This is a genomic window from Rhodopseudomonas telluris (assembly GCF_042432815.1).
Lineage (GTDB): Bacteria > Pseudomonadota > Alphaproteobacteria > Rhizobiales > Xanthobacteraceae > Rhodopseudomonas > Rhodopseudomonas telluris.
This window is the reverse complement of sequence record NZ_JBHLWM010000011.1, coordinates 132,410-150,056: the sequence shown is the minus strand read 5'-3', so window position 1 is coordinate 150,056 and position 17,647 is coordinate 132,410. Positions and strand designations below refer to the sequence as shown.

Below are 17,647 nucleotides of genomic sequence, written 5' to 3'. Positions count from 1 at the left end.
TCGCCATCCGCGAAGGCGGCCGCACCGTCGGCGCCGGCGTCGTCGCTGCGATCATCGAGTAAGGCGAATAGCGAATAGAGAGTGGCGGACGAAACGTCGTTCGCCACTCGCTACTCACCATTGGCTCACTGAAGAAAGATACGGCAATGAACGGCCAAAATATTCGCATTCGCCTCAAGGCGTTCGACCATCGGATTCTCGATACGTCGACGCGTGAGATCGTCAACACCGCGAAGCGAACCGGTGCGCAGGTGCGCGGGCCGATCCCGCTGCCGACCCGGATCGAGAAGTTCACCGTCAACCGTTCGCCGCACGTCGATAAGAAGAGCCGCGAGCAGTTCGAGATGCGCACTCACAAGCGCCTGCTCGACATCGTCGACCCGACCCCGCAGACCGTGGACGCGCTGATGAAGCTCGACCTCGCCGCTGGCGTCGACGTCGAAATCAAGCTCTGAGATTGGACAGTCCGGTTAAGTAACGGACAGAAAGAACAGGAAGCACGCCGATGCGCTCCGGAGTGATCGCACAGAAGGTCGGGATGACGCGGGTCTTTACAGAGGCCGGCGAACATATCCCCGTGACCGTGCTGAAGCTGGGCAACTGCCAGGTGCTGGCCCACCGCACCACTGAGAAGAACGGTTACGTGGCGCTGCAGCTCGGCTCCGGCTCGCGCAAGACCGTGTACATGCCGAAGGCTGAGCGCGGCCAGTTTGCCGTCGCCAAGGTCGAGCCGAAGCGCAAGGTCGCCGAGTTCCGCGTGTCCGAGGACGCGCTGATCCCGGTCGGCGCCGAGATCCAGGCCGACCATTTCGTCGTCGGCCAGTTCGTCGACGTGACCGGCACTTCGACCGGTAAGGGCTTCGCCGGCGGTATGAAGCGTTGGAATTTCGGCGGTCTGCGCGCCACCCACGGTGTGTCGGTATCGCACCGTTCGATCGGTTCGACCGGCGGCCGTCAGGATCCGGGTAAGACCTTCAAGAACAAGAAGATGCCGGGCCACATGGGCGTCGACCGCATCACCACGCTGAACCTGCGTGTGGTGCAGACGGACGTCGAGCGCGGCCTGATCCTGGTCGAGGGTGCCGTTCCCGGCACCAAGGGCGGCTGGATCTCGGTTCGCGACGCCGTCAAGAAGGCGCTGCCGGCCGACGCGCCGAGGCCGGGCAAGTTCCGGCTCGCGGGTGGCGGCGACGAAGCGGCGGCTCCGGCTGCCGAGCAGGAGGGTGTGTGAGATGGAATTGAAGGTCACCACTCTCGAGGGTAAGGACGCCGGCTCGGTCCAGCTGTCCGACGCCATCTTCGGTCTCGAGCCGCGCCAGGACATCGTGCAGCGCTGCGTGATCTGGCAGCTCGCCAAGCGTCAGGCCGGCACTCACAAGGCCAAGGGCCGCGCCGAAGTCTGGCGCACCGGCAAGAAGATGTACAAGCAGAAGGGCACCGGCGGTGCTCGTCACGGCTCGCAGCGCGTTCCGCAGTTCCGCGGCGGCGGTCGTGCGTTCGGCCCGGTGGTGCGCTCGCACGCCATCGATCTGCCGAAGAAGGTTCGCGCCCTCGCGCTCAAGCATGCTCTCTCGGCCAAGGCCAAGGGCGGCGGCCTGATCGTGCTCGACAAGGCCGAGCTGGAAGCTGCCAAGACCAAGGCCCTGGTCGGTGCGTTCTCGGGTCTCGGCCTGACCAGCGCGCTGATCATCGACGGCGCCGAGGTGAACTCCGGTTTCGCCACGGCGGCCCGCAACATTCCGAACATCGACGTGCTGCCGATCCAGGGCATCAACGTCTATGACATTGTGCGCCGCCAGAAGCTGGTGCTGACCAAGGCTGCGCTGGATGCGTTGGAGGCGCGCTTTAAATGAAGACCATCGATCCGCGCCACTACGACGTGATCGTCGCTCCGGTGGTGACCGAAAAGGCGACCACGGCCTCTGAGTTCAACAAGGTCGTGTTCAAGGTGCAGGGCGGCGCGACCAAGCCGCAGATCAAGGAAGCCGTCGAGAAGCTGTTCGACGTCAAGGTGAAGAGCGTGAACACGCTGGTGCGCAAGGGCAAGTCGAAGTCCTTCCGCGGCACCTTCGGCACGCAGTCGGACACCAAGCGTGCGGTCGTGACCCTGGAAGAGGGTCATCGCATCGACGTGACCACCGGACTGTAAGGCGGGACCGATCATGGCATTGAAGAAGTACAATCCCACGACGCCGGGCCAGCGCCAGCTGGTCATGGTTGATCGTTCGGCCCTCTACAAGGGCAAGCCGGTCAAGTCGCTGACCGAGGGCAAGCACTCGAACGGCGGCCGCAACAACACCGGCCGGATCACCGTCCGGTTCCGCGGCGGCGGTCACAAGCAGACCTATCGTATGGTCGATTTCAAGCGCACCAAGGTCGACGTTCCGGCCAAGGTCGAGCGCCTGGAGTATGATCCGAATCGCACCGCGTTCATCGCGCTGATCAAGTACGAGGACGGCGAGCAGGCCTACATCCTGGCTCCGCAGCGCCTCGCGGTCGGCGACACGGTGATCGCCGGCGCCTATGTCGACGTGAAGCCGGGCAACGTCATGCCGCTCGGCAACATGCCGGTGGGCACGATCGTGCACAACATCGAGCTGAAGATCGGGAAGGGCGGCCAGATCGCCCGTTCGGCCGGCACGTATGCCCAGGTCGTCGGTCGTGACCACGACTACGTCATCGTCCGCCTCAACTCGGGCGAGCAACGTCTGGTCCACGGCCGCTGCACCGGCACCATCGGCGCCGTGTCGAACCCGGACCACATGAACATCTCGATCGGCAAGGCGGGCCGCAAGCGCTGGCTCGGCCGCCGTCCGCACAACCGCGGCGTCGTGATGAACCCGATCGACCATCCGCACGGCGGTGGTGAAGGACGCACTTCGGGCGGCCGTCACCCGGTGACTCCGTGGGGCAAGCCGACCAAGGGCAAGAAGACCCGCTCGAACAAGTCGACCGACAAGTTCATTCTCATCAGCCGCCACAAGCGGAAGAAGAAGTAAGGAAGCCGGACATGGTTCGCTCAGTCTGGAAGGGCCCGTTCGTCGAGGGCTCGCTGCTGAAGAAGGCGGATGCGGCGCGCGCGTCGGGCCGTCACGACGTCATCAAGATCTGGAGCCGCCGCTCCACCATCCTGCCGCAGTTCGTCGGGCTGACTTTCGGCGTCTACAACGGCCAGAAGCACGTCCCGGTCTCGGTCAACGAGGAAATGGTGGGTCACAAGTTCGGCGAGTTCTCGCCGACCCGCACGTTCCACGGCCACTCCGGCGACAAGAAGTCGAAGAAGGGTTGAGGACGAAGCCATGAGCAAACCCAAGCGCGAACGGAGCCTCCCGGATAACGAGGCGAAGGCCGTCGCCCGGATGCTTCGCGTTTCTCCGCAGAAGCTCAACCTGGTGGCTCAGCTGATCCGCGGCCGCAGCGCCTCGGCGGCGCTCGCCGACCTGGCGTTCTCGCGCAAGCGGATCGCGGTCGACGTGAAGAAGTGCCTGGAATCGGCGATCGCTAACGCCGAGAACAATCACGACCTGGACGTCGACGCGCTGGTCGTGTCGGAAGCCCATGTCGGCAAGGGCATCGTGATGAAGCGTTTCTCGCCGCGCGGCCGTGGTCGCTCGGGCCGTATTTTCAAACCCTTCGCGCAGCTGACGATCGTCGTTCGTCAGGTCGAAGCAGAAGCAAGCGCTTAAGCGAAGGCGCGGGAGACTTTCGATGGGTCAAAAGATCAATCCGATCGGGCTGCGGCTGGGCATCAACCGGACGTGGGATTCCCGTTGGTTCGCGGGCAAGGCCGAGTACGGCAAGCTGCTGCACGAGGACGTCAAGATCCGTGAGATCCTGCACAAGGAACTGAAGCAGGCCGCGGTTGCGCGTATCGTGATCGAGCGTCCGCACAAGAAGTGCCGCGTGACGATCCACTCGGCTCGTCCGGGTGTGGTGATCGGCAAGAAGGGCGCCGACATCGACAAGCTTCGCAAGAAGGTCGCTGACATCACGTCGTCGGACGTCGTCATCAACATCGTCGAAATCCGCAAGCCGGAGCTCGACGCCACGCTGGTCGCCGAGTCGATCGCGCAGCAGCTGGAGCGCCGCGTCGCGTTCCGCCGCGCGATGAAGCGGGCGGTGCAGTCGGCGATGCGTCTCGGTGCCGAAGGCATCCGGATCAACTGCTCGGGCCGTCTCGGCGGTGCTGAAATCGCCCGCATGGAGTGGTATCGCGAAGGCCGCGTGCCGCTGCACACGCTGCGCGCCGACATCGATTACGGCGTCGCGACGGCGTTCACCACGTTCGGTACCTGCGGCGTCAAGGTCTGGATCTTCAAGGGCGAGATCCTCGAGCACGATCCGATGGCGCAGGACAAGCGGATGGCCGAAGGCGACAACTCGCGGCCCCGCCGCGACGCTGCCTGAACGGCTGCTGAAAAAGGTTTGAGGGCGTAAGCCATGATGCAACCAAAGAAGACCAAGTTCCGCAAGGCGCACAAGGGCCGCATTCACGGCGTTGCGTCGTCGGGCGCGACCCTGGCTTTCGGCCAGTTCGGCCTGAAGGCGATGGAGCCTGAGCGCGTCACCGCGCGCCAGATCGAAGCCGCCCGTCGTGCGCTGACCCGCCACATGAAGCGTGCCGGCCGCGTCTGGATCCGCATCTTCCCGGACGTTCCGGTGTCGAAGAAGCCGGCCGAAGTCCGCATGGGCTCCGGCAAGGGTTCGCCGGAATTGTGGGTGGCGCGGGTCAAGCCAGGCCGCGTGATGTTCGAGATCGACGGCGTCAATCAGCAGATCGCCAAGGAAGCGCTGACGCTCGCCGCCGCCAAGCTGCCGATCAAGACGCGCTTCGTCGCGCGCATTGCGGAGTAATCGACATGGCCGAGATGAAGACCGCCGACATCCGCGCGATGAGCGAAGACCAGATGGATGACGCCATCCTGAATCTGAAGAAGGAGCGCTTCAACCTGCGCTTCCAGCGTGCCACCGGTCAGCTCGAGAACACCTCGCGGCTGCGCGAGGCCCGGCGCGACATCGCCCGTATCAAGACCATCGCCGCGCAGAAGCGCGCCGGCAAGACGAAGTAAGGACCTTTAGACATGCCGAAGAGGACCCTGCAGGGCGTGGTCGTCAGCGACAAGCAAGAAAAGACGATCGTGGTGCGCGTCGACCGTCGCTTCACCCACCCGATCTACAAGAAGACGATCCGCCGCTCGAAGAACTACCACGCCCACGACGAGAACAATCAGTTCCATCCGGGCGACATGGTTTGGATCGAAGAGAGCAAGCCGATCTCCAAGCTCAAGCGCTGGACCGTGGTCCGGGGCGAACCGAAGAAGACCGCCTAAGCGCATTCGCGCATCAGTTGAGAGCGCAATCGCGCATTAGAGAGAGGACGAGGTGCATCAATGATCCAGATGCAGACCAACCTCGACGTGGCCGATAATTCAGGCGCACGCCGTGTCATGTGCATCAAGGTGCTGGGGGGCTCCAAGCGCCGCTATGCCACCGTGGGCGACGTTATCGTAGTGTCGATCAAGGAAGCGATTCCGCGCGGCAAGGTGAAGAAGGGCGACGTCATGAAGGCCGTGGTGGTCCGGGTCCGCAAGGACATCCGCCGCCCCGACGGCTCCGTCATCCGCTTCGACCGCAACGCCGCCGTGCTGATCAACAATCAGTCCGAGCCGGTCGGCACCCGTATTTTCGGGCCGGTGCCGCGCGAGCTGCGCGCGAAGAACCACATGAAAATCATTTCGCTGGCGCCGGAGGTGCTGTGATGGCCGCCAAGATCCGCAAGGGTGACAAGGTTATCGTACTGAGCGGGCGCGACAAGGGTCGCACCGGCGAGGTGTTCGAAGTCCGTCCGGACGCCGACGTGGCGCTGGTGCGCGGCATCAACATGATCAAGCGTCACCAGAAGCAGACCCAGACCCAGGAAGGCGGCATCATCTCGAAAGAGGCGCCGATCCACCTGTCCAACATCGCGATCGTCGGCAAGGACGGCAAACCGACCCGCGTCGGTTTCAAGGTCCTGGCTGACGGTAAGAAGGTTCGCATCGCCAAGAGCTCGGGAGCAGAGATCGATGGCTGAGACGGCATACGTTCCGCGCCTGCGCACGGAATACGACAAGAGCATCCGCACCGCGCTGACCGAGAAGTTCGGTTACGCCAACGCCATGCAGGTTCCGAAGCTCGACAAGGTCGTGCTGAACATGGGCGTCGGCGAAGCGGTCAACGATCGCAAGAAGGCGGAGCAGGCGGCGGCCGACATGTCGCTGATCGCCGGCCAGAAGGCGGTCGTGACGTATTCGCGCGTCGCGATTTCGACCTTCAAGCTGCGTGAAAACCAGCCGATCGGCTGCAAGGTCACGCTGCGCGGCGCCAAGATGTACGAGTTCATCGATCGCCTGATCACGGTCGCGCTGCCGCGCGTTCGCGACTTCCGCGGCCTGAACCCGAAGAGCTTCGACGGCCGCGGCAACTATTCGCTCGGCATCAAGGAGCACATCATTTTCCCCGAAATCGACTTCGACAAGACTGGCGAGTCGTGGGGCATGGACATCACCGTTTGCACGACGGCGCGCACCAACGACGAAGCGCGCGCGCTGTTGACCGCATTCAATTTCCCGTTCCGGCAGTGAGACGCTGACAAGCCTCTCAAACGCGGAAACCCAGGAGCCTGGCATGGCAAAGAAGAGTTCGATCGAGAAGAACAATCGTCGGCGGAAGATGAGCGAGAACGCGGCGCCGAAGCGCGCCCGTCTGAAGGCCATCATCGCCGACAAGAACCTCCCGATGGAGGAGCGTTTCGCGGCGACCCTGAAGCTCGCCGAGATGCCGCGCAATTCGTCGGCGACCCGGATTCGCAACCGTTGCGAAGTCACCGGTCGTCCGCGCTCGGTCTATCGTCTCAACAAGCTGAGCCGTATCGCGATCCGCGAGCTGGGTTCGAAGGGCCTGGTTCCGGGCCTCGTCAAGTCGAGCTGGTAAGGGGAGGGTCGTCAGATGTCTACGCACGATCCGATCAGCGATCTCATCACCCGCATCCGCAACGCGCAGATGCGCTCCAAGTCCAAGGTCTCGACCCCGGGCTCGAAGATGCGCGCCAACGTTCTCGAAGTGCTGAAGAGCGAGGGCTACATCCGTGGCTACGCCAGCGTCGAGCATCCGTCGGGACGCAGCGAGCTCGAGATCGAGCTGAAGTATTTCGATGGCGAACCGGTGATCCGCGAGATCGAGCGCGTGTCGCGTCCGGGCCGCCGGGTTTATGCGTCGGTGAAGAACCTGCCGCGCGTCAACAATGGCCTCGGCATTTCGGTGCTGTCGACCCCGAAGGGGATCATGGCCGATCACGACGCCCGCGACGCCAATGTCGGCGGCGAGGTCCTGTTCACGGTGTTCTAATCGCAGGCGCGGCGGCCGGAGGGTCCGGCCGGCGCGCGACAGAGATGGAAATTAACGCATCGTCCAGGGCGTGGTTACGCCGGATGATGCAGGGTTGAAAAAGGATCGACCATGTCACGCGTTGGCAAGAAGCCCGTCACGGTCCCGTCCGGCGTGACGGCGACCGTCGAGGGTCAGACCGTCAAGATGAAGGGGCCGAAGGGTCAGCTTCAGTTCGTCGTGCACGACGACGTCGACGTCAAGTTCGAGGACGGTTCGGTGAAGGTGGCGCCGCGGCACGAGACCAATCGTGCCCAGGCGCTGTACGGTACGGCTCGCGCCCAGATCGCGAATCTGGTCGAGGGTGTGACCAAGGGCTTCGAGAAGAAGCTCGAGATCACCGGCGTCGGTTATCGCGCCGCGCTACAGGGCAAGAAGCTGCAGCTCGCGCTCGGCTACAGCCACGACGTGCTCTACGACATCCCGGAAGGGATCACCATCACGGTGCCGAAGCCGACCGAGATCAACGTCGCCGGCATCGACCCGCAGAAGGTCGGTCAGGTCGCAGCCGAGATCCGCGACTATCGTCCGCCGGAGCCCTACAAGGGCAAGGGCGTGCGCTATTCCGACGAGTTCATCTTCCGCAAGGAAGGCAAGAAGAAGTAACGGAGCCGGGTCATGTCGAAGTTGAATGTCACGAACGCCCGGCGCAAGACTCGGGTTAGGATCGCACTGCGGCGCACCGCCAATGGTCGCCCGCGGTTGTCGATTTTCCGCTCGTCGAAGCACATCTACGCCCAGGTCATCGACGACCTGAAGGGCGAGACGCTGGCTTCGGCCTCGTCGCTGGAGAAGACGCTGCGCGAGGCCGGCAACACCGGCGCGAACATCGACGCGGCGAAGGCGGTCGGCAAGCTGGTCGCCGAGCGCGCGGTGAAGCAAGGAGTCAAGGAAGTCGTGTTCGATCGCGGCGGCTATCTGTATCACGGGCGCGTCAAGGCGCTGGCGGATGCGGCTCGCGAAGGCGGACTGAGCTTCTAATTTTCGAATTGAACGGATACCAGGATCGGGGCCCCGGCCTCGCAAGGATTGGAAAACACCATGGCAGGTGAACGCGAACGCGGTGGACGCGAACGGAGCAATCGCGAGGAGCGCGACAGCGAGTTCGTCGACAAGCTCGTGCACATCAATCGTGTGGCGAAGGTCGTCAAGGGCGGTAAGCGCTTCGGTTTTGCGGCGCTGGTCGTGATCGGCGATCAGAAGGGCCGGGTCGGGTTCGGCCACGGCAAGGCGCGCGAAGTTCCGGAAGCGATCCGCAAGGCTACCGAGTCGGCGAAGCGCAACCTGACCCGCGTCGCGCTGCGCGAAGGCCGCACGCTGCATCACGACATCGCCGGCCGTCACGGCGCCGGTCGTGTCTATCTGCGCGCCGCTCCGGCGGGTACCGGCATCATCGCCGGCGGCCCGATGCGCGCGGTGTTCGAGACGCTCGGCATCCAGGACGTGGTGGCGAAGTCGATCGGTTCGTCGAACCCGTACAACATGGTTCGCGCCACCTTCGACGCGCTGAAGCATCTGGACTCGCCGCGTTCGGTCGCGGCTCGCCGCAACATCAAGGTTTCCACCCTGCAGTCCCGCCGTGTCGGTGGCGACGCGGAAGTGGTTGCCGAATAACACGTGATCGCGCGATCACGCTGACACAAGACGCGATCTGGAGTGAAGACGATGGCCAAGGCCGCAAACATGATCAAGGTCGAGCAGATCGGCAGCCCCATTCGGCGCCATTCCTCGCAGCGTGCGACGCTGGTCGGCCTCAAGCTCAACAAGATCGGCCGGGTCACCGAGCTTCAGGATACGCCTGAGGTTCGCGGCATGATCGCCAAGGTGCAACACCTCGTTCGCGTCGTCGACGAGAAGTAAGAGGGTAGGGCGATGAAGCTCGACGAGATCTCCGACAATCCGGGCGCGCGCAAGAAGCGCATGCGCATCGGCCGTGGCATCGGCTCCGGCAAGGGCAAGACCGGCGGCCGTGGCGGCAAGGGCCAGACCGCGCGTTCGGGCGTGCGCATCAAGGGCTTCGAAGGCGGCCAGATGCCGCTGCATCGTCGCCTGCCGAAGCGCGGCTTCAACAACATCTTCCGGCTGGAATTCGCCGAGATCAATCTCGACCGTCTTCAGGAAGCCGTTGATGCCAAGGCGATCGACGCCGGCAAGGTGATCGATGCCGCCGCGCTGGTCGAGGCCGGCGTGCTGCGTCGTTCGCGCGACGGCGTGCGTCTGCTCGGCCGTGGTGAGATCACCAGCAAGCTGAACATCGAAGTCCACGGCGCCACCAAGTCGGCGATCGAGGCGGTCGAGAAGGCCGGCGGCTCGGTCAAGATTCTCGCGCCGAAGAAGGACGAAGGCGAGGCTGCGTAAAATTGCCGTCATCGCCCGCGAAAGCGGGCGCCGGCCTTGCCGGGATGGTGGATTTTTCGTTAGTTGCGCACCAAATTGATGCCCGGCGCTGACTCGGCCGTCTGCATCCGGCGGCCTTGGGACGAGTAGCGCGGGAGAAAGCCGGACATGGTCTCAGCAGCGGAACAACTTGCGGCGAATCTCAATTTTTCGGCGCTGGGTAAAGCCGAAGAACTGAAGAAGCGGATCTGGTTCACGCTCGGTGCGCTTCTGGTCTATCGCCTCGGCACCTACATTCCGCTGCCTGGCATCGATCCGACCGTGTGGGAGCAGGTGTTCCGCTCCCAGGCCGGCGGCATCCTCGGCATGTTCAACATGTTCGCCGGCGGTGGCATCCACCGCATGGCGATCTTCGCGCTCAACATCATGCCGTACATCTCGGCATCGATCATCGTGCAGCTGCTGACCACGGTGTCGCCGCAGCTCGAGGCGCTGAAGAAGGAAGGCGAGAGCGGCCGCAAGACGCTCAATCAGTACACCCGTTATCTCACCGTCATCCTGGCTGCGTTCCAGTCCTACGGCATCGCCGTCGGCCTGCAGGGCGCCGGCAATGTGGTGGCGGAGCCGGGCCCGTTCTTCCTGCTGTCGACCGCGATCACGCTGACCGGCGGCACGATGTTCCTGATGTGGCTTGGTGAGCAGATCACCTCGCGCGGCATCGGCAACGGCATTTCGCTGATCATTCTGGCCGGCATCGTCGCCGAGCTGCCGTCCGCTCTGGCCAACATGCTCGAGCTCGGCCGTCAGGGCGCGCTGTCGACGGGCCTGATCCTGGTCGTGCTGGTGATGGCCGTCGTCGTGATCGCCTTCATCGTGTTCATGGAACGCGCCCAGCGCCGGCTGCTGATCCAGTATCCGAAGCGTCAGGTCGGCAACAAGATGTTCGAGGGCCAGTCCTCGCATCTGCCGCTGAAACTCAACACCTCGGGCGTGATCCCGCCGATCTTCGCATCGTCGCTGCTGCTGCTGCCGACCACGATCGCGAGCTTCAATTCGGGCACCGGCCCGGAGTGGTTCCAGTGGATCGTGACGCAGTTCGGCCACGGCCGTCCGCTGTTCCTGCTGTTCTACATCGCGATGATCCTGTTCTTCGCGTTCTTCTACACGGCGATCGTGTTCAACCCGACCGAGACCGCCGACAACTTGAAGAAGCACGGCGGCTTCATTCCGGGCATCCGGCCGGGCGAGCGGACCGCCGAATACATCGACTACGTGCTGACCCGCATCACCGTCGTCGGCGCGATCTACCTGGCGATCGTCTGTCTGATCCCGGAAGTCCTGATTTCCTACGCCTCGGTGCCGTTCTATTTCGGCGGAACGTCGCTCCTGATCGTGGTCAGCGTGACGATGGATACCGTGGCCCAGGTTCAGGGCTATCTGCTGGCGCACCAGTATGAAGGCTTGATCCGGAAGTCGAAGTTGCGGGGGCGCAAGAAATGAGACTGATCCTTCTCGGGCCGCCGGGGGCGGGCAAGGGAACGCAGGCCGCGCGACTGGTCCAGCAGTTCGGCATCGTCCAGCTCTCCACCGGAGACATGCTGCGCGCTGCCGTGGCGGCCGGCACGCCGGTCGGCCTCAAGGCCAAGGACATCATGGCCAGCGGCGGGCTGGTGCCGGACGAGGTGGTGATCGGTATCATCTCGGACCGCATCGAGCAGGATGACGCCGCCAACGGCTTCATCCTCGACGGCTTCCCGCGCACCGTGCCGCAGGCCGAGGCGCTCGATGCGCTGCTCAAGGACAAGAAGCTGTCGCTCGACGCCGTCGTCGAACTGCGCGTCAACGAGAGCGCGCTGCTGGCGCGCGTCGAGACGCGTGTTGCCGAGATGCGGGCGAGGGGCGAGGAGCCGCGCGCCGACGACAACGCCGAGGCGCTGGCCAAGCGTCTGGCCGCCTATCGGGCCCAGACCGAGCCGCTTGTCGAGTACTACTCGGAGAAGCGCAAGCTGCTGACGGTCGACGGCATGATGACCATCGACGAAGTCACCCGCGAGATCGGCCGGGTCCTGGCTGCCGTCGCCGAGGCGGACCAGAAAAAGGCCGCCAAGACCGCGACCGCCAACAAGCGTTCGGCCAAGAAGTCGGGCGGCAAGGCCGCCAAGGCCAAGGTTGCTGAGGCCAAGGCTGTCAAGGCCAAGCCTGGCAAGGCCAAGGCTGCCAAGACCGGCGCCGGCAAGTCGGCCGCGAAGACGGGCTTGGGGAAAAAAGCCTCGACCAAGAAGGCGGTTAGCAAGCCGGCTTCGACCAAAAAGGCAGCTGCCGCGAAGGCTTCGGCTAAGCCGGCGTCCGCCAAGAAGGCCAAATCGGCAGCGAAAGCCGGCGTGAAGAAGGCGGCGAAAGCCCTTCAGAAGTCTGGCAAAAAGGCCGTGAAGGCGACCAAGTCGGCGGCGCCCAAGGCGGCGAAGGCGAAGGCCGCCAAGAAGGCGCCCAAGGCCGCGAAGTCCAAGGCCGCCAAGTCCAAGGCGGTCGCCAAGAAGGCCCCGAAGAAGGCCGCCAAGGCGTCCAAGGCGGTCACGAAAAAGAGATCTTGAACCTGGATTCGGTTGACGAAACGCAACAGAATCCTTTAATAAGGCCCGATATCCCGTCGGATAGGTTTCAGACGATGCCGGGCCCCGAAAGAAGAGCAGGGGATGGCGTCGTGTTCGCGTTTGTGAACGCCAGCCCGAGATAGCAAAATATCAGCCGGCCGGACGGTCGGTGACAGGAGAGAAGTCTGTGGCCCGTATTGCCGGCGTGAATATCCCGACCAACAAGCGCGTGCTGATCGCGCTTCAGTACATCCATGGCATCGGCCAGAAGAACGCGGCCGACATCCTGGAGAAGGTGAAGATCCCTGTCGAGCGTCGCGTCAATCAGCTCAGCGACGCCGAGGTTCTTCAGATCCGCGAAGTGATCGACCGCGATTACCTCGTGGAAGGCGACCTGCGTCGCGAGACCGGCATGAACATCAAGCGCCTGATGGACCTCGGCTGTTATCGCGGCCTGCGCCATCGCCGCGGTCTGCCGGTGCGTGGTCAGCGCACTCACACCAACGCGCGTACCCGTAAGGGTCCGGCGAAGGCGATCGCTGGCAAGAAGAAGTAAGTTTTGCGAATTGCGGAAAGCGGGCGGCCGGTGGGGGAATCCTATCGCCATCCGCTTTTCGTCATTCGTGGTTTCGGTGGAGCCGCTGGTGTTACGGCGGCGTTGAGATCTCAGGAAAGGTAGACCATGGCTAAGGAAGCCGGCCGCATTCGCCGCCGCGAGCGCAAGAACATCGCCTCGGGCATTGCGCATGTGAACTCGTCGTTCAACAACACGACCATCACCATCACCGACGCGCAGGGCAATGCGATTGCCTGGTCGTCCGCCGGCACGATGGGCTTCAAGGGCTCGCGCAAGTCGACCCCTTACGCCGCGCAGGTCGCGGCCGAGGACGTCGCCAAGAAGGCGCAGGAGCACGGCATGCGCACCCTCGAGGTCGAGGTGGCGGGCCCGGGTTCGGGTCGTGAGTCGGCGCTGCGCGCGCTGCAGGCCGCCGGCTTCACGGTGACCTCGATCCGCGACGTGACGACCATTCCGCACAACGGCTGCCGGCCGCGCAAGCGCCGCCGGGTGTGATTTTCTCTCGCGGGTGGCCATGTGCCGCCCGCGAACGTTTTCGATACTTTGGCGCGGATTGATCCGCAGTTTCCAATGCTAGTGACGACCGCGCCTTTGATTTTCGGCGGCGATTGACTGGCCAGGAAGGTGACACAGTGACGATCCAGAAGAATTGGCAAGAACTCATTCGACCGAACAAGCTTCAGGTGACCCCGGGCAGCGATGCGACCAAGTTCGCGACGCTGGTCGCCGAGCCGCTCGAGCGCGGCTTCGGTCAGACGCTCGGCAACGCGCTGCGGCGCGTTCTGCTGTCGTCGCTGCAGGGCGCGGCGGTGCAGTCGGTCCACATCGACGGTGTGCTGCACGAGTTCTCCTCGATCGCCGGCGTCCGCGAGGACGTCACCGACATCGTGCTCAACATCAAGGACATCTCGCTGAAGATGCAGGGCGAAGGCCCGAAGCGGATGGTCATCAAGAAGCAGGGGCCGGGCGCCGTCACGGCCGCCGACATCCAGACCGTCGGCGACATCGTCGTGCTGAACCCCGACCTGCAGCTCTGCACCCTCGACGAGGGCGCAGAGATCCGCATGGAATTCACGGTCAACACCGGCAAGGGCTACGTCGCCGCCGAGCGTAACCGTCCGGAAGACGCGCCGATCGGCCTGATCCCGGTCGACAGCCTGTACTCGCCGGTCCGCAAGGTGTCGTACAAGGTCGAGAACACCCGTGAGGGCCAGATCCTCGACTACGACAAGCTGACCATGACGGTCGAGACCAACGGCGCGATCACGCCGGAAGACGCGGTCGCCTATGCGGCCCGCATCCTGCAGGATCAGCTCAACGTCTTCGTCAACTTCGAAGAGCCCCGCAAGGAAGTCACCCAGGAGATCATCCCGGATCTGGCCTTCAACCCGGCCTTCCTCAAGAAGGTGGACGAGCTCGAGCTGTCGGTGCGTTCGGCGAACTGCCTGAAGAACGACAACATCGTCTACATCGGCGACCTGGTGCAGAAGTCGGAAGCCGAAATGCTCCGCACCCCGAACTTCGGCCGCAAGTCGCTGAACGAGATCAAGGAAGTGCTGGCGCAGATGGGCCTGCATCTCGGCATGGAAGTGCCGGGCTGGCCGCCGGAGAACATCGACGAGCTCGCCAAGCGCTTCGAGGATCACTACTAAGTCTTTCCGGGGAGCGCGGCTCGCGCTCCTCGTTCTCCTCATCCAGAGAAGCGGCGGTGCCGCGTCTCGACAGATGAGGGCACTGCCGGGCGAACGCAGGCAGCCCACCTGCAACCTCCGACGAACCGTCGGGATCATCGAGTAGAGGACTGATAGTCATGAATCACGGCAAGGTTCACCGGAAGCTCAACCGCACGGCCGAGCATCGCAAGGCGATGTTCGCCAACATGTGCGCTGCGCTGATCAAGCACGAGCAGATCGTCACCACGCTGCCGAAGGCCAAGGAGCTGCGGCCGATCGTCGAAAAGCTCGTCACCCTCGGCAAGAAGGGCGGCCTCGACAAGCGTCGCCAGGCGATCGCCGAAATGCGCGACAAGGACCAGGTCAAGAAGCTGTTCGACGTGCTGGCTCCGCGCTATGCCGACCGCAACGGCGGCTACACCCGCATCATCAAGGCCGGCTTCCGCTACGGCGACAACGCCGCGATGGCGGTGATCGAGTTCGTCGATCGCGACGAAGACGCCAAGGGCAAGGACTCCGGCCCGGCGCAGGAAACGGCGGACGCGGCGTAAGCCGACCGGCATCCGGTCAGTTATTTTGGAAAGGCGGTGCCGCAAGGCGCCGCCTTTTTTGATGCGTAGGCCGCCGAGTCCGCCCCACCACTACCCGTCATCCCCGCGAAAGCGGGGGACCCAGTATCCAGAGCGCCAGCTTTCATCATCAACGCTGCGGAATACTGGGTCGCCCGGTCAAGCCGGGCGATGACCTTCCAATATGCAGCGAGCGCTGCGCACGAAATCGCGTCTTGCGCTGGCGCCGATCGCTTCCGACGTTACGTCAGCCAACGCGCTGAGCAACACCTTCAGGAGCAACACATGCACATCGATCTGTCCGGCAAAACCGCGCTCGTCACCGGTTCGACCGCCGGCATCGGCCACGCCATCGCCAAGGGGCTCGCCGCGACCGGCGCCAATGTGGTGGTCAACGGCCGCAGCCAGGGCAAGGTGGACCAAGCCATTGCCGCGGTGAAGAAGGCCGCCAAGGGCGGCACGATCACTGGTGTCGCCGCGGATGTCTCGACCGCCGAAGGCTGCGCCAGCCTGGTGCAGGTCCAGCCCGATGTCGACATCCTGATCAACAACACCGGCATCTTCGAGCCGAAGGGTTTCTTCGACATTCCGGATGAGGACTGGCAACGCTTCTTCGACGTCAACGTGATGAGCGGCGTGCGGCTGTCGCGCGCCTACATGCCGGCGATGCTGAAGCGCAACTGGGGCCGGATCGTCTTCATCGCCTCGGAATCCGCGCTGATGATTCCGAAGGAAATGATCCACTACGGCATGACCAAGACCGCGCAGCTCTCGGTCTCGCGCGGCCTCGCCGAACTCACCCGCGGCACCGCCGTGACGGTCAATGCGGTGATGCCCGGCCCGACGATGAGCGAGGGCGTGCAGACCTTCGTGGCCGATCTCGCCAGGCAGAACGGTCAGTCCGAAGAGGAAGCCGCCGCCAACTTCGTCAAGCAGCACCGACCCGGCTCGCTGATCCAGCGCTTCGCCACCGTCGAGGAGATCGCCAACATGGTGGTCTATGTGTCCTCGAAGGAAGCGGCCGTCACCAACGGCGCCGCACTGCGCGCCGAAGGCGGCCTGGTGCAGACGATCGCGTAGGACCTACCTCCGTCATTCCGGGGCGCTCGCGTCAGCGAGCGAACCCGGAATCCAGATGCTGGGACGAAGATTCTGATCGCTGAGTCACTGCCCGCGGCAGCCCTCACCCCAACCCTCTCCCGCAAGCGGGAGAGGGAGCGCGCTGCGGTCGGGGCGGGTGAAGTGGTCTTGTCGCGATCCTGGTAGTGGCTCAATCAATTGACGAGTTGATCCGCAGGGTCATAGCTATTTGCAGCGCCGCCACACCGGCAGCCGGCTCCCTCTCCCGCCTGCGGGAGAGGGCGGGGGTGAGGGCGACCCAGGCACGGCGCTCAACAGCGTCGCCGACTAGCCCCACCCCTCCAGCACGACCTTGCCGACCGACTTGCCGCTCTCGATCAGCGCGTGGGCGCGCTTCAGGTTGGCGGCGTTGATGGTGCCGAGGGTCTTGTCGAGCGTCGTCCGCAGCACGCCGGCGTCGATCAGGCCGGCGACTTCGTCGAGCAGGTCGTGCTGCGCGATCATGTCGCCGGTCTCGAAGGTCGAGCGGGCAAACATCGCTTCCCAGTGCAGCGAGGCGGACTTGCCTTTCAGCAGCATCGGGTTGAGCGGCTGGACCGGATCGTCGATCAGCCCGATCTTGCCCTGCGGCGCCAGGATGTCGATCAGCTGCGTAAAGTGCGTATCGGTGTTGGTGAGGCTGGCGATCAGCGCCACCGGCGGCAGCTTCAGCCCGTCGACCTGCGGTTTCATCGGCTGGCTGTGATCGATCACCGCGTGGGCACCGAGCCCAAGGCACCACGTCTTGGTTTCCGGCCGCGCCGCCGTGGCGATGATGCTGAGGCCGGTGAGGCGGCGGGCGAGCTGGATCAGGATCGAGCCGACGCCGCCGGCGCCGCCGATGATCAGCAGCGTGCGCGGATCGAACGCCTTGCTGGGCTGCGCGCCGAGCCGGTCGAACAACAGCTCCCAGGCGGTGATCGCCGTCAGCGGCAGCGCCGCGGCGTTGGCGAAGTCCAGCGTCTTCGGCTTGTGGCCGACGATGCGTTCATCGACGACATGGAATTCGGCATTCGTGCCCTGGCGCTGGATCGAGCCGGCGTAGAACACCTCGTCGCCCGGCTTGAACAGCGTCACCTCGCTGCCGACCGCTTCGACCACACCGGCTGCGTCGTAGCCGAGGATCTTGGTTTCGCCGGCCGGCGGCGCGGCGCGCTTGCGGACCTTGGTATCGACCGGATTGACCGACACGGCCTTCACCGCGACCAGCAGGTCGCGCGGCTTCGGGGTTGGCTTCGGCAGCTCAACATCGGTGAGGGCGTTGGGGTCGTCGATCGGAAGGCTCTTGGTGTAGCCGACGGCTTTCATAGGGGACTCCATGATGAGGCAAGGTCGCGGGGCGCAACTTCCCCATAC

29 protein-coding genes are annotated in these 17,647 nt (G+C 64.2%); 28 read left to right on the top strand and 1 reads right to left on the bottom strand.

Annotated features, from left to right (window positions below; all coding sequences use genetic code 11):
* Positions 1-146 precede the first annotated feature (146 nt).
* From rpsJ to ACFFJ6_RS23720, 28 genes are all read left to right on the top strand, one after another.
* Complete coding sequence (gene rpsJ, locus ACFFJ6_RS23855) at positions 147-455, top strand: 30S ribosomal protein S10 (protein ID WP_002712302.1); 309 nt, start codon at positions 147-149, stop codon at positions 453-455.
* A gap of 50 nt (positions 456-505) precedes the next feature.
* Positions 506-1,231, top strand: a complete 726-nt coding sequence (gene rplC / locus ACFFJ6_RS23850) for a 50S ribosomal protein L3 (protein ID WP_378392620.1) — start codon at positions 506-508, stop codon at positions 1,229-1,231.
* Position 1,232: 1 nt separating this feature from the next.
* A complete protein-coding gene (gene rplD, locus ACFFJ6_RS23845) occupies positions 1,233-1,853 on the top strand; it encodes a 50S ribosomal protein L4 (RefSeq protein WP_378392618.1) in 621 nt (206 codons plus the stop codon).
* Entirely contained in the window at positions 1,850-2,149 is a 300-nt protein-coding gene (locus ACFFJ6_RS23840; protein WP_378392616.1) for a 50S ribosomal protein L23, read from the top strand. Before rplD ends, ACFFJ6_RS23840 begins: the two co-directional genes overlap by 4 nt.
* A 13-nt stretch (positions 2,150-2,162) precedes the next feature.
* Positions 2,163-2,999, top strand: coding sequence for a 50S ribosomal protein L2 (gene rplB / locus ACFFJ6_RS23835; RefSeq protein WP_378392614.1), 837 nt, complete (start codon positions 2,163-2,165; stop codon positions 2,997-2,999).
* A gap of 11 nt (positions 3,000-3,010) precedes the next feature.
* A complete protein-coding gene (rpsS, locus tag ACFFJ6_RS23830) occupies positions 3,011-3,289 on the top strand; it encodes a 30S ribosomal protein S19 (protein WP_119857379.1) in 279 nt (92 codons plus the stop codon).
* 10 nt (positions 3,290-3,299) lie between these two features.
* Complete coding sequence (gene rplV, locus ACFFJ6_RS23825; protein WP_054162716.1) at positions 3,300-3,686, top strand: 50S ribosomal protein L22; 387 nt, start codon at positions 3,300-3,302, stop codon at positions 3,684-3,686.
* A 22-nt stretch (positions 3,687-3,708) separates the two neighbouring features.
* On the top strand, positions 3,709-4,407 hold the full coding sequence (gene rpsC / locus ACFFJ6_RS23820) for a 30S ribosomal protein S3 (RefSeq protein WP_378392611.1): 699 nt from the start codon (positions 3,709-3,711) through the stop codon (positions 4,405-4,407).
* 33 nt (positions 4,408-4,440) lie between these two features.
* Positions 4,441-4,854, top strand: coding sequence for a 50S ribosomal protein L16 (gene rplP, locus ACFFJ6_RS23815; RefSeq protein ID WP_378392609.1), 414 nt, complete (start codon positions 4,441-4,443; stop codon positions 4,852-4,854).
* 5 nt (positions 4,855-4,859) lie between these two features.
* Positions 4,860-5,069, top strand: a complete 210-nt coding sequence (gene rpmC / locus ACFFJ6_RS23810; RefSeq protein WP_114356383.1) for a 50S ribosomal protein L29 — start codon at positions 4,860-4,862, stop codon at positions 5,067-5,069.
* Between the two features lie 12 nt (positions 5,070-5,081).
* Positions 5,082-5,330, top strand: a complete 249-nt coding sequence (rpsQ, locus tag ACFFJ6_RS23805; protein ID WP_054162712.1) for a 30S ribosomal protein S17 — start codon at positions 5,082-5,084, stop codon at positions 5,328-5,330.
* Between the two features lie 60 nt (positions 5,331-5,390).
* The gene (rplN, locus tag ACFFJ6_RS23800; protein ID WP_011441195.1) at positions 5,391-5,759 is read left to right on the top strand and encodes a 50S ribosomal protein L14; all 369 of its coding nucleotides are present in this window, start codon (positions 5,391-5,393) and stop codon (positions 5,757-5,759) included.
* Positions 5,759-6,073, top strand: a complete 315-nt coding sequence (rplX, locus tag ACFFJ6_RS23795; protein ID WP_011503572.1) for a 50S ribosomal protein L24 — start codon at positions 5,759-5,761, stop codon at positions 6,071-6,073. Before rplN ends, rplX begins: the two co-directional genes overlap by 1 nt.
* Positions 6,066-6,623, top strand: coding sequence for a 50S ribosomal protein L5 (rplE, locus tag ACFFJ6_RS23790; RefSeq protein WP_054162710.1), 558 nt, complete (start codon positions 6,066-6,068; stop codon positions 6,621-6,623). The genes rplX and rplE overlap by 8 nt, the downstream gene beginning before the upstream one ends.
* A gap of 43 nt (positions 6,624-6,666) precedes the next feature.
* Entirely contained in the window at positions 6,667-6,972 is a 306-nt protein-coding gene (gene rpsN / locus ACFFJ6_RS23785) for a 30S ribosomal protein S14 (RefSeq protein ID WP_378392605.1), read from the top strand.
* Between the two features lie 15 nt (positions 6,973-6,987).
* Complete coding sequence (gene rpsH / locus ACFFJ6_RS23780) at positions 6,988-7,386, top strand: 30S ribosomal protein S8 (RefSeq protein ID WP_054162708.1); 399 nt, start codon at positions 6,988-6,990, stop codon at positions 7,384-7,386.
* A 111-nt stretch (positions 7,387-7,497) separates the two neighbouring features.
* Positions 7,498-8,031, top strand: coding sequence for a 50S ribosomal protein L6 (rplF, locus tag ACFFJ6_RS23775; RefSeq protein WP_378392603.1), 534 nt, complete (start codon positions 7,498-7,500; stop codon positions 8,029-8,031).
* A 12-nt stretch (positions 8,032-8,043) separates the two neighbouring features.
* Complete coding sequence (rplR, locus tag ACFFJ6_RS23770) at positions 8,044-8,406, top strand: 50S ribosomal protein L18 (RefSeq protein ID WP_054162706.1); 363 nt, start codon at positions 8,044-8,046, stop codon at positions 8,404-8,406.
* Positions 8,407-8,466: 60 nt separating this feature from the next.
* Positions 8,467-9,039 carry a 30S ribosomal protein S5 gene (gene rpsE, locus ACFFJ6_RS23765; protein ID WP_054162705.1) on the top strand — a complete coding sequence of 191 codons (573 nt, stop codon included), beginning with the start codon at positions 8,467-8,469 and terminating at the stop codon, positions 9,037-9,039.
* 51 nt (positions 9,040-9,090) lie between these two features.
* A complete protein-coding gene (gene rpmD / locus ACFFJ6_RS23760) occupies positions 9,091-9,285 on the top strand; it encodes a 50S ribosomal protein L30 (protein WP_054162704.1) in 195 nt (64 codons plus the stop codon).
* Positions 9,286-9,297: 12 nt separating this feature from the next.
* The gene (rplO, locus tag ACFFJ6_RS23755; RefSeq protein ID WP_378392600.1) at positions 9,298-9,783 is read left to right on the top strand and encodes a 50S ribosomal protein L15; all 486 of its coding nucleotides are present in this window, start codon (positions 9,298-9,300) and stop codon (positions 9,781-9,783) included.
* 147 nt (positions 9,784-9,930) lie between these two features.
* Positions 9,931-11,262: a preprotein translocase subunit SecY gene (gene secY / locus ACFFJ6_RS23750; RefSeq protein WP_378392598.1), complete on the top strand. Its 1,332-nt coding sequence runs from the start codon at positions 9,931-9,933 to the stop codon at positions 11,260-11,262.
* Positions 11,259-12,353 carry an adenylate kinase gene (locus tag ACFFJ6_RS23745; protein ID WP_378392596.1) on the top strand — a complete coding sequence of 365 codons (1,095 nt, stop codon included), beginning with the start codon at positions 11,259-11,261 and terminating at the stop codon, positions 12,351-12,353. The genes secY and ACFFJ6_RS23745 overlap by 4 nt, the downstream gene beginning before the upstream one ends.
* Before the next feature lie 187 nt (positions 12,354-12,540).
* A complete protein-coding gene (gene rpsM, locus ACFFJ6_RS23740; protein ID WP_054162700.1) occupies positions 12,541-12,909 on the top strand; it encodes a 30S ribosomal protein S13 in 369 nt (122 codons plus the stop codon).
* Positions 12,910-13,035: 126 nt separating this feature from the next.
* Complete coding sequence (gene rpsK, locus ACFFJ6_RS23735; protein WP_054162699.1) at positions 13,036-13,425, top strand: 30S ribosomal protein S11; 390 nt, start codon at positions 13,036-13,038, stop codon at positions 13,423-13,425.
* A 113-nt stretch (positions 13,426-13,538) separates the two neighbouring features.
* Positions 13,539-14,582 carry a DNA-directed RNA polymerase subunit alpha gene (locus ACFFJ6_RS23730; RefSeq protein ID WP_378392593.1) on the top strand — a complete coding sequence of 348 codons (1,044 nt, stop codon included), beginning with the start codon at positions 13,539-13,541 and terminating at the stop codon, positions 14,580-14,582.
* A 158-nt stretch (positions 14,583-14,740) separates the two neighbouring features.
* Positions 14,741-15,154, top strand: coding sequence for a 50S ribosomal protein L17 (rplQ, locus tag ACFFJ6_RS23725; protein WP_378392591.1), 414 nt, complete (start codon positions 14,741-14,743; stop codon positions 15,152-15,154).
* 303 nt (positions 15,155-15,457) lie between these two features.
* Complete coding sequence (locus ACFFJ6_RS23720; protein WP_378392589.1) at positions 15,458-16,252, top strand: SDR family NAD(P)-dependent oxidoreductase; 795 nt, start codon at positions 15,458-15,460, stop codon at positions 16,250-16,252.
* Between the two features lie 327 nt (positions 16,253-16,579).
* Here ACFFJ6_RS23720 and ACFFJ6_RS23715 read toward each other — a convergent pair whose 3' ends face one another.
* Positions 16,580-17,599 (bottom strand): zinc-binding alcohol dehydrogenase family protein, encoded by a 1,020-nt coding sequence (locus ACFFJ6_RS23715; RefSeq protein ID WP_378392587.1) that lies wholly within the window; start codon positions 17,597-17,599, stop codon positions 16,580-16,582.
* Positions 17,600-17,647: the final 48 nt, after the last annotated feature.

Coding starts and splice junctions, on each gene's coding strand:
- rpsJ (WP_002712302.1), top strand. CDS start 147: ATGAACGGCCAAAATATTCGCATTCGCCTCAAGGCGTTCGACCATCGG.
- rplC (WP_378392620.1), top strand. CDS start 506: ATGCGCTCCGGAGTGATCGCACAGAAGGTCGGGATGACGCGGGTCTTT.
- rplD (WP_378392618.1), top strand. CDS start 1,233: ATGGAATTGAAGGTCACCACTCTCGAGGGTAAGGACGCCGGCTCGGTC.
- ACFFJ6_RS23840 (WP_378392616.1), top strand. CDS start 1,850: ATGAAGACCATCGATCCGCGCCACTACGACGTGATCGTCGCTCCGGTG.
- rplB (WP_378392614.1), top strand. CDS start 2,163: ATGGCATTGAAGAAGTACAATCCCACGACGCCGGGCCAGCGCCAGCTG.
- rpsS (WP_119857379.1), top strand. CDS start 3,011: ATGGTTCGCTCAGTCTGGAAGGGCCCGTTCGTCGAGGGCTCGCTGCTG.
- rplV (WP_054162716.1), top strand. CDS start 3,300: ATGAGCAAACCCAAGCGCGAACGGAGCCTCCCGGATAACGAGGCGAAG.
- rpsC (WP_378392611.1), top strand. CDS start 3,709: ATGGGTCAAAAGATCAATCCGATCGGGCTGCGGCTGGGCATCAACCGG.
- rplP (WP_378392609.1), top strand. CDS start 4,441: ATGATGCAACCAAAGAAGACCAAGTTCCGCAAGGCGCACAAGGGCCGC.
- rpmC (WP_114356383.1), top strand. CDS start 4,860: ATGGCCGAGATGAAGACCGCCGACATCCGCGCGATGAGCGAAGACCAG.
- rpsQ (WP_054162712.1), top strand. CDS start 5,082: ATGCCGAAGAGGACCCTGCAGGGCGTGGTCGTCAGCGACAAGCAAGAA.
- rplN (WP_011441195.1), top strand. CDS start 5,391: ATGATCCAGATGCAGACCAACCTCGACGTGGCCGATAATTCAGGCGCA.
- rplX (WP_011503572.1), top strand. CDS start 5,759: ATGGCCGCCAAGATCCGCAAGGGTGACAAGGTTATCGTACTGAGCGGG.
- rplE (WP_054162710.1), top strand. CDS start 6,066: ATGGCTGAGACGGCATACGTTCCGCGCCTGCGCACGGAATACGACAAG.
- rpsN (WP_378392605.1), top strand. CDS start 6,667: ATGGCAAAGAAGAGTTCGATCGAGAAGAACAATCGTCGGCGGAAGATG.
- rpsH (WP_054162708.1), top strand. CDS start 6,988: ATGTCTACGCACGATCCGATCAGCGATCTCATCACCCGCATCCGCAAC.
- rplF (WP_378392603.1), top strand. CDS start 7,498: ATGTCACGCGTTGGCAAGAAGCCCGTCACGGTCCCGTCCGGCGTGACG.
- rplR (WP_054162706.1), top strand. CDS start 8,044: ATGTCGAAGTTGAATGTCACGAACGCCCGGCGCAAGACTCGGGTTAGG.
- rpsE (WP_054162705.1), top strand. CDS start 8,467: ATGGCAGGTGAACGCGAACGCGGTGGACGCGAACGGAGCAATCGCGAG.
- rpmD (WP_054162704.1), top strand. CDS start 9,091: ATGGCCAAGGCCGCAAACATGATCAAGGTCGAGCAGATCGGCAGCCCC.
- rplO (WP_378392600.1), top strand. CDS start 9,298: ATGAAGCTCGACGAGATCTCCGACAATCCGGGCGCGCGCAAGAAGCGC.
- secY (WP_378392598.1), top strand. CDS start 9,931: ATGGTCTCAGCAGCGGAACAACTTGCGGCGAATCTCAATTTTTCGGCG.
- ACFFJ6_RS23745 (WP_378392596.1), top strand. CDS start 11,259: ATGAGACTGATCCTTCTCGGGCCGCCGGGGGCGGGCAAGGGAACGCAG.
- rpsK (WP_054162699.1), top strand. CDS start 13,036: ATGGCTAAGGAAGCCGGCCGCATTCGCCGCCGCGAGCGCAAGAACATC.
- rplQ (WP_378392591.1), top strand. CDS start 14,741: ATGAATCACGGCAAGGTTCACCGGAAGCTCAACCGCACGGCCGAGCAT.
- ACFFJ6_RS23720 (WP_378392589.1), top strand. CDS start 15,458: ATGCACATCGATCTGTCCGGCAAAACCGCGCTCGTCACCGGTTCGACC.
- ACFFJ6_RS23715 (WP_378392587.1), bottom strand. CDS start 17,599: ATGAAAGCCGTCGGCTACACCAAGAGCCTTCCGATCGACGACCCCAAC.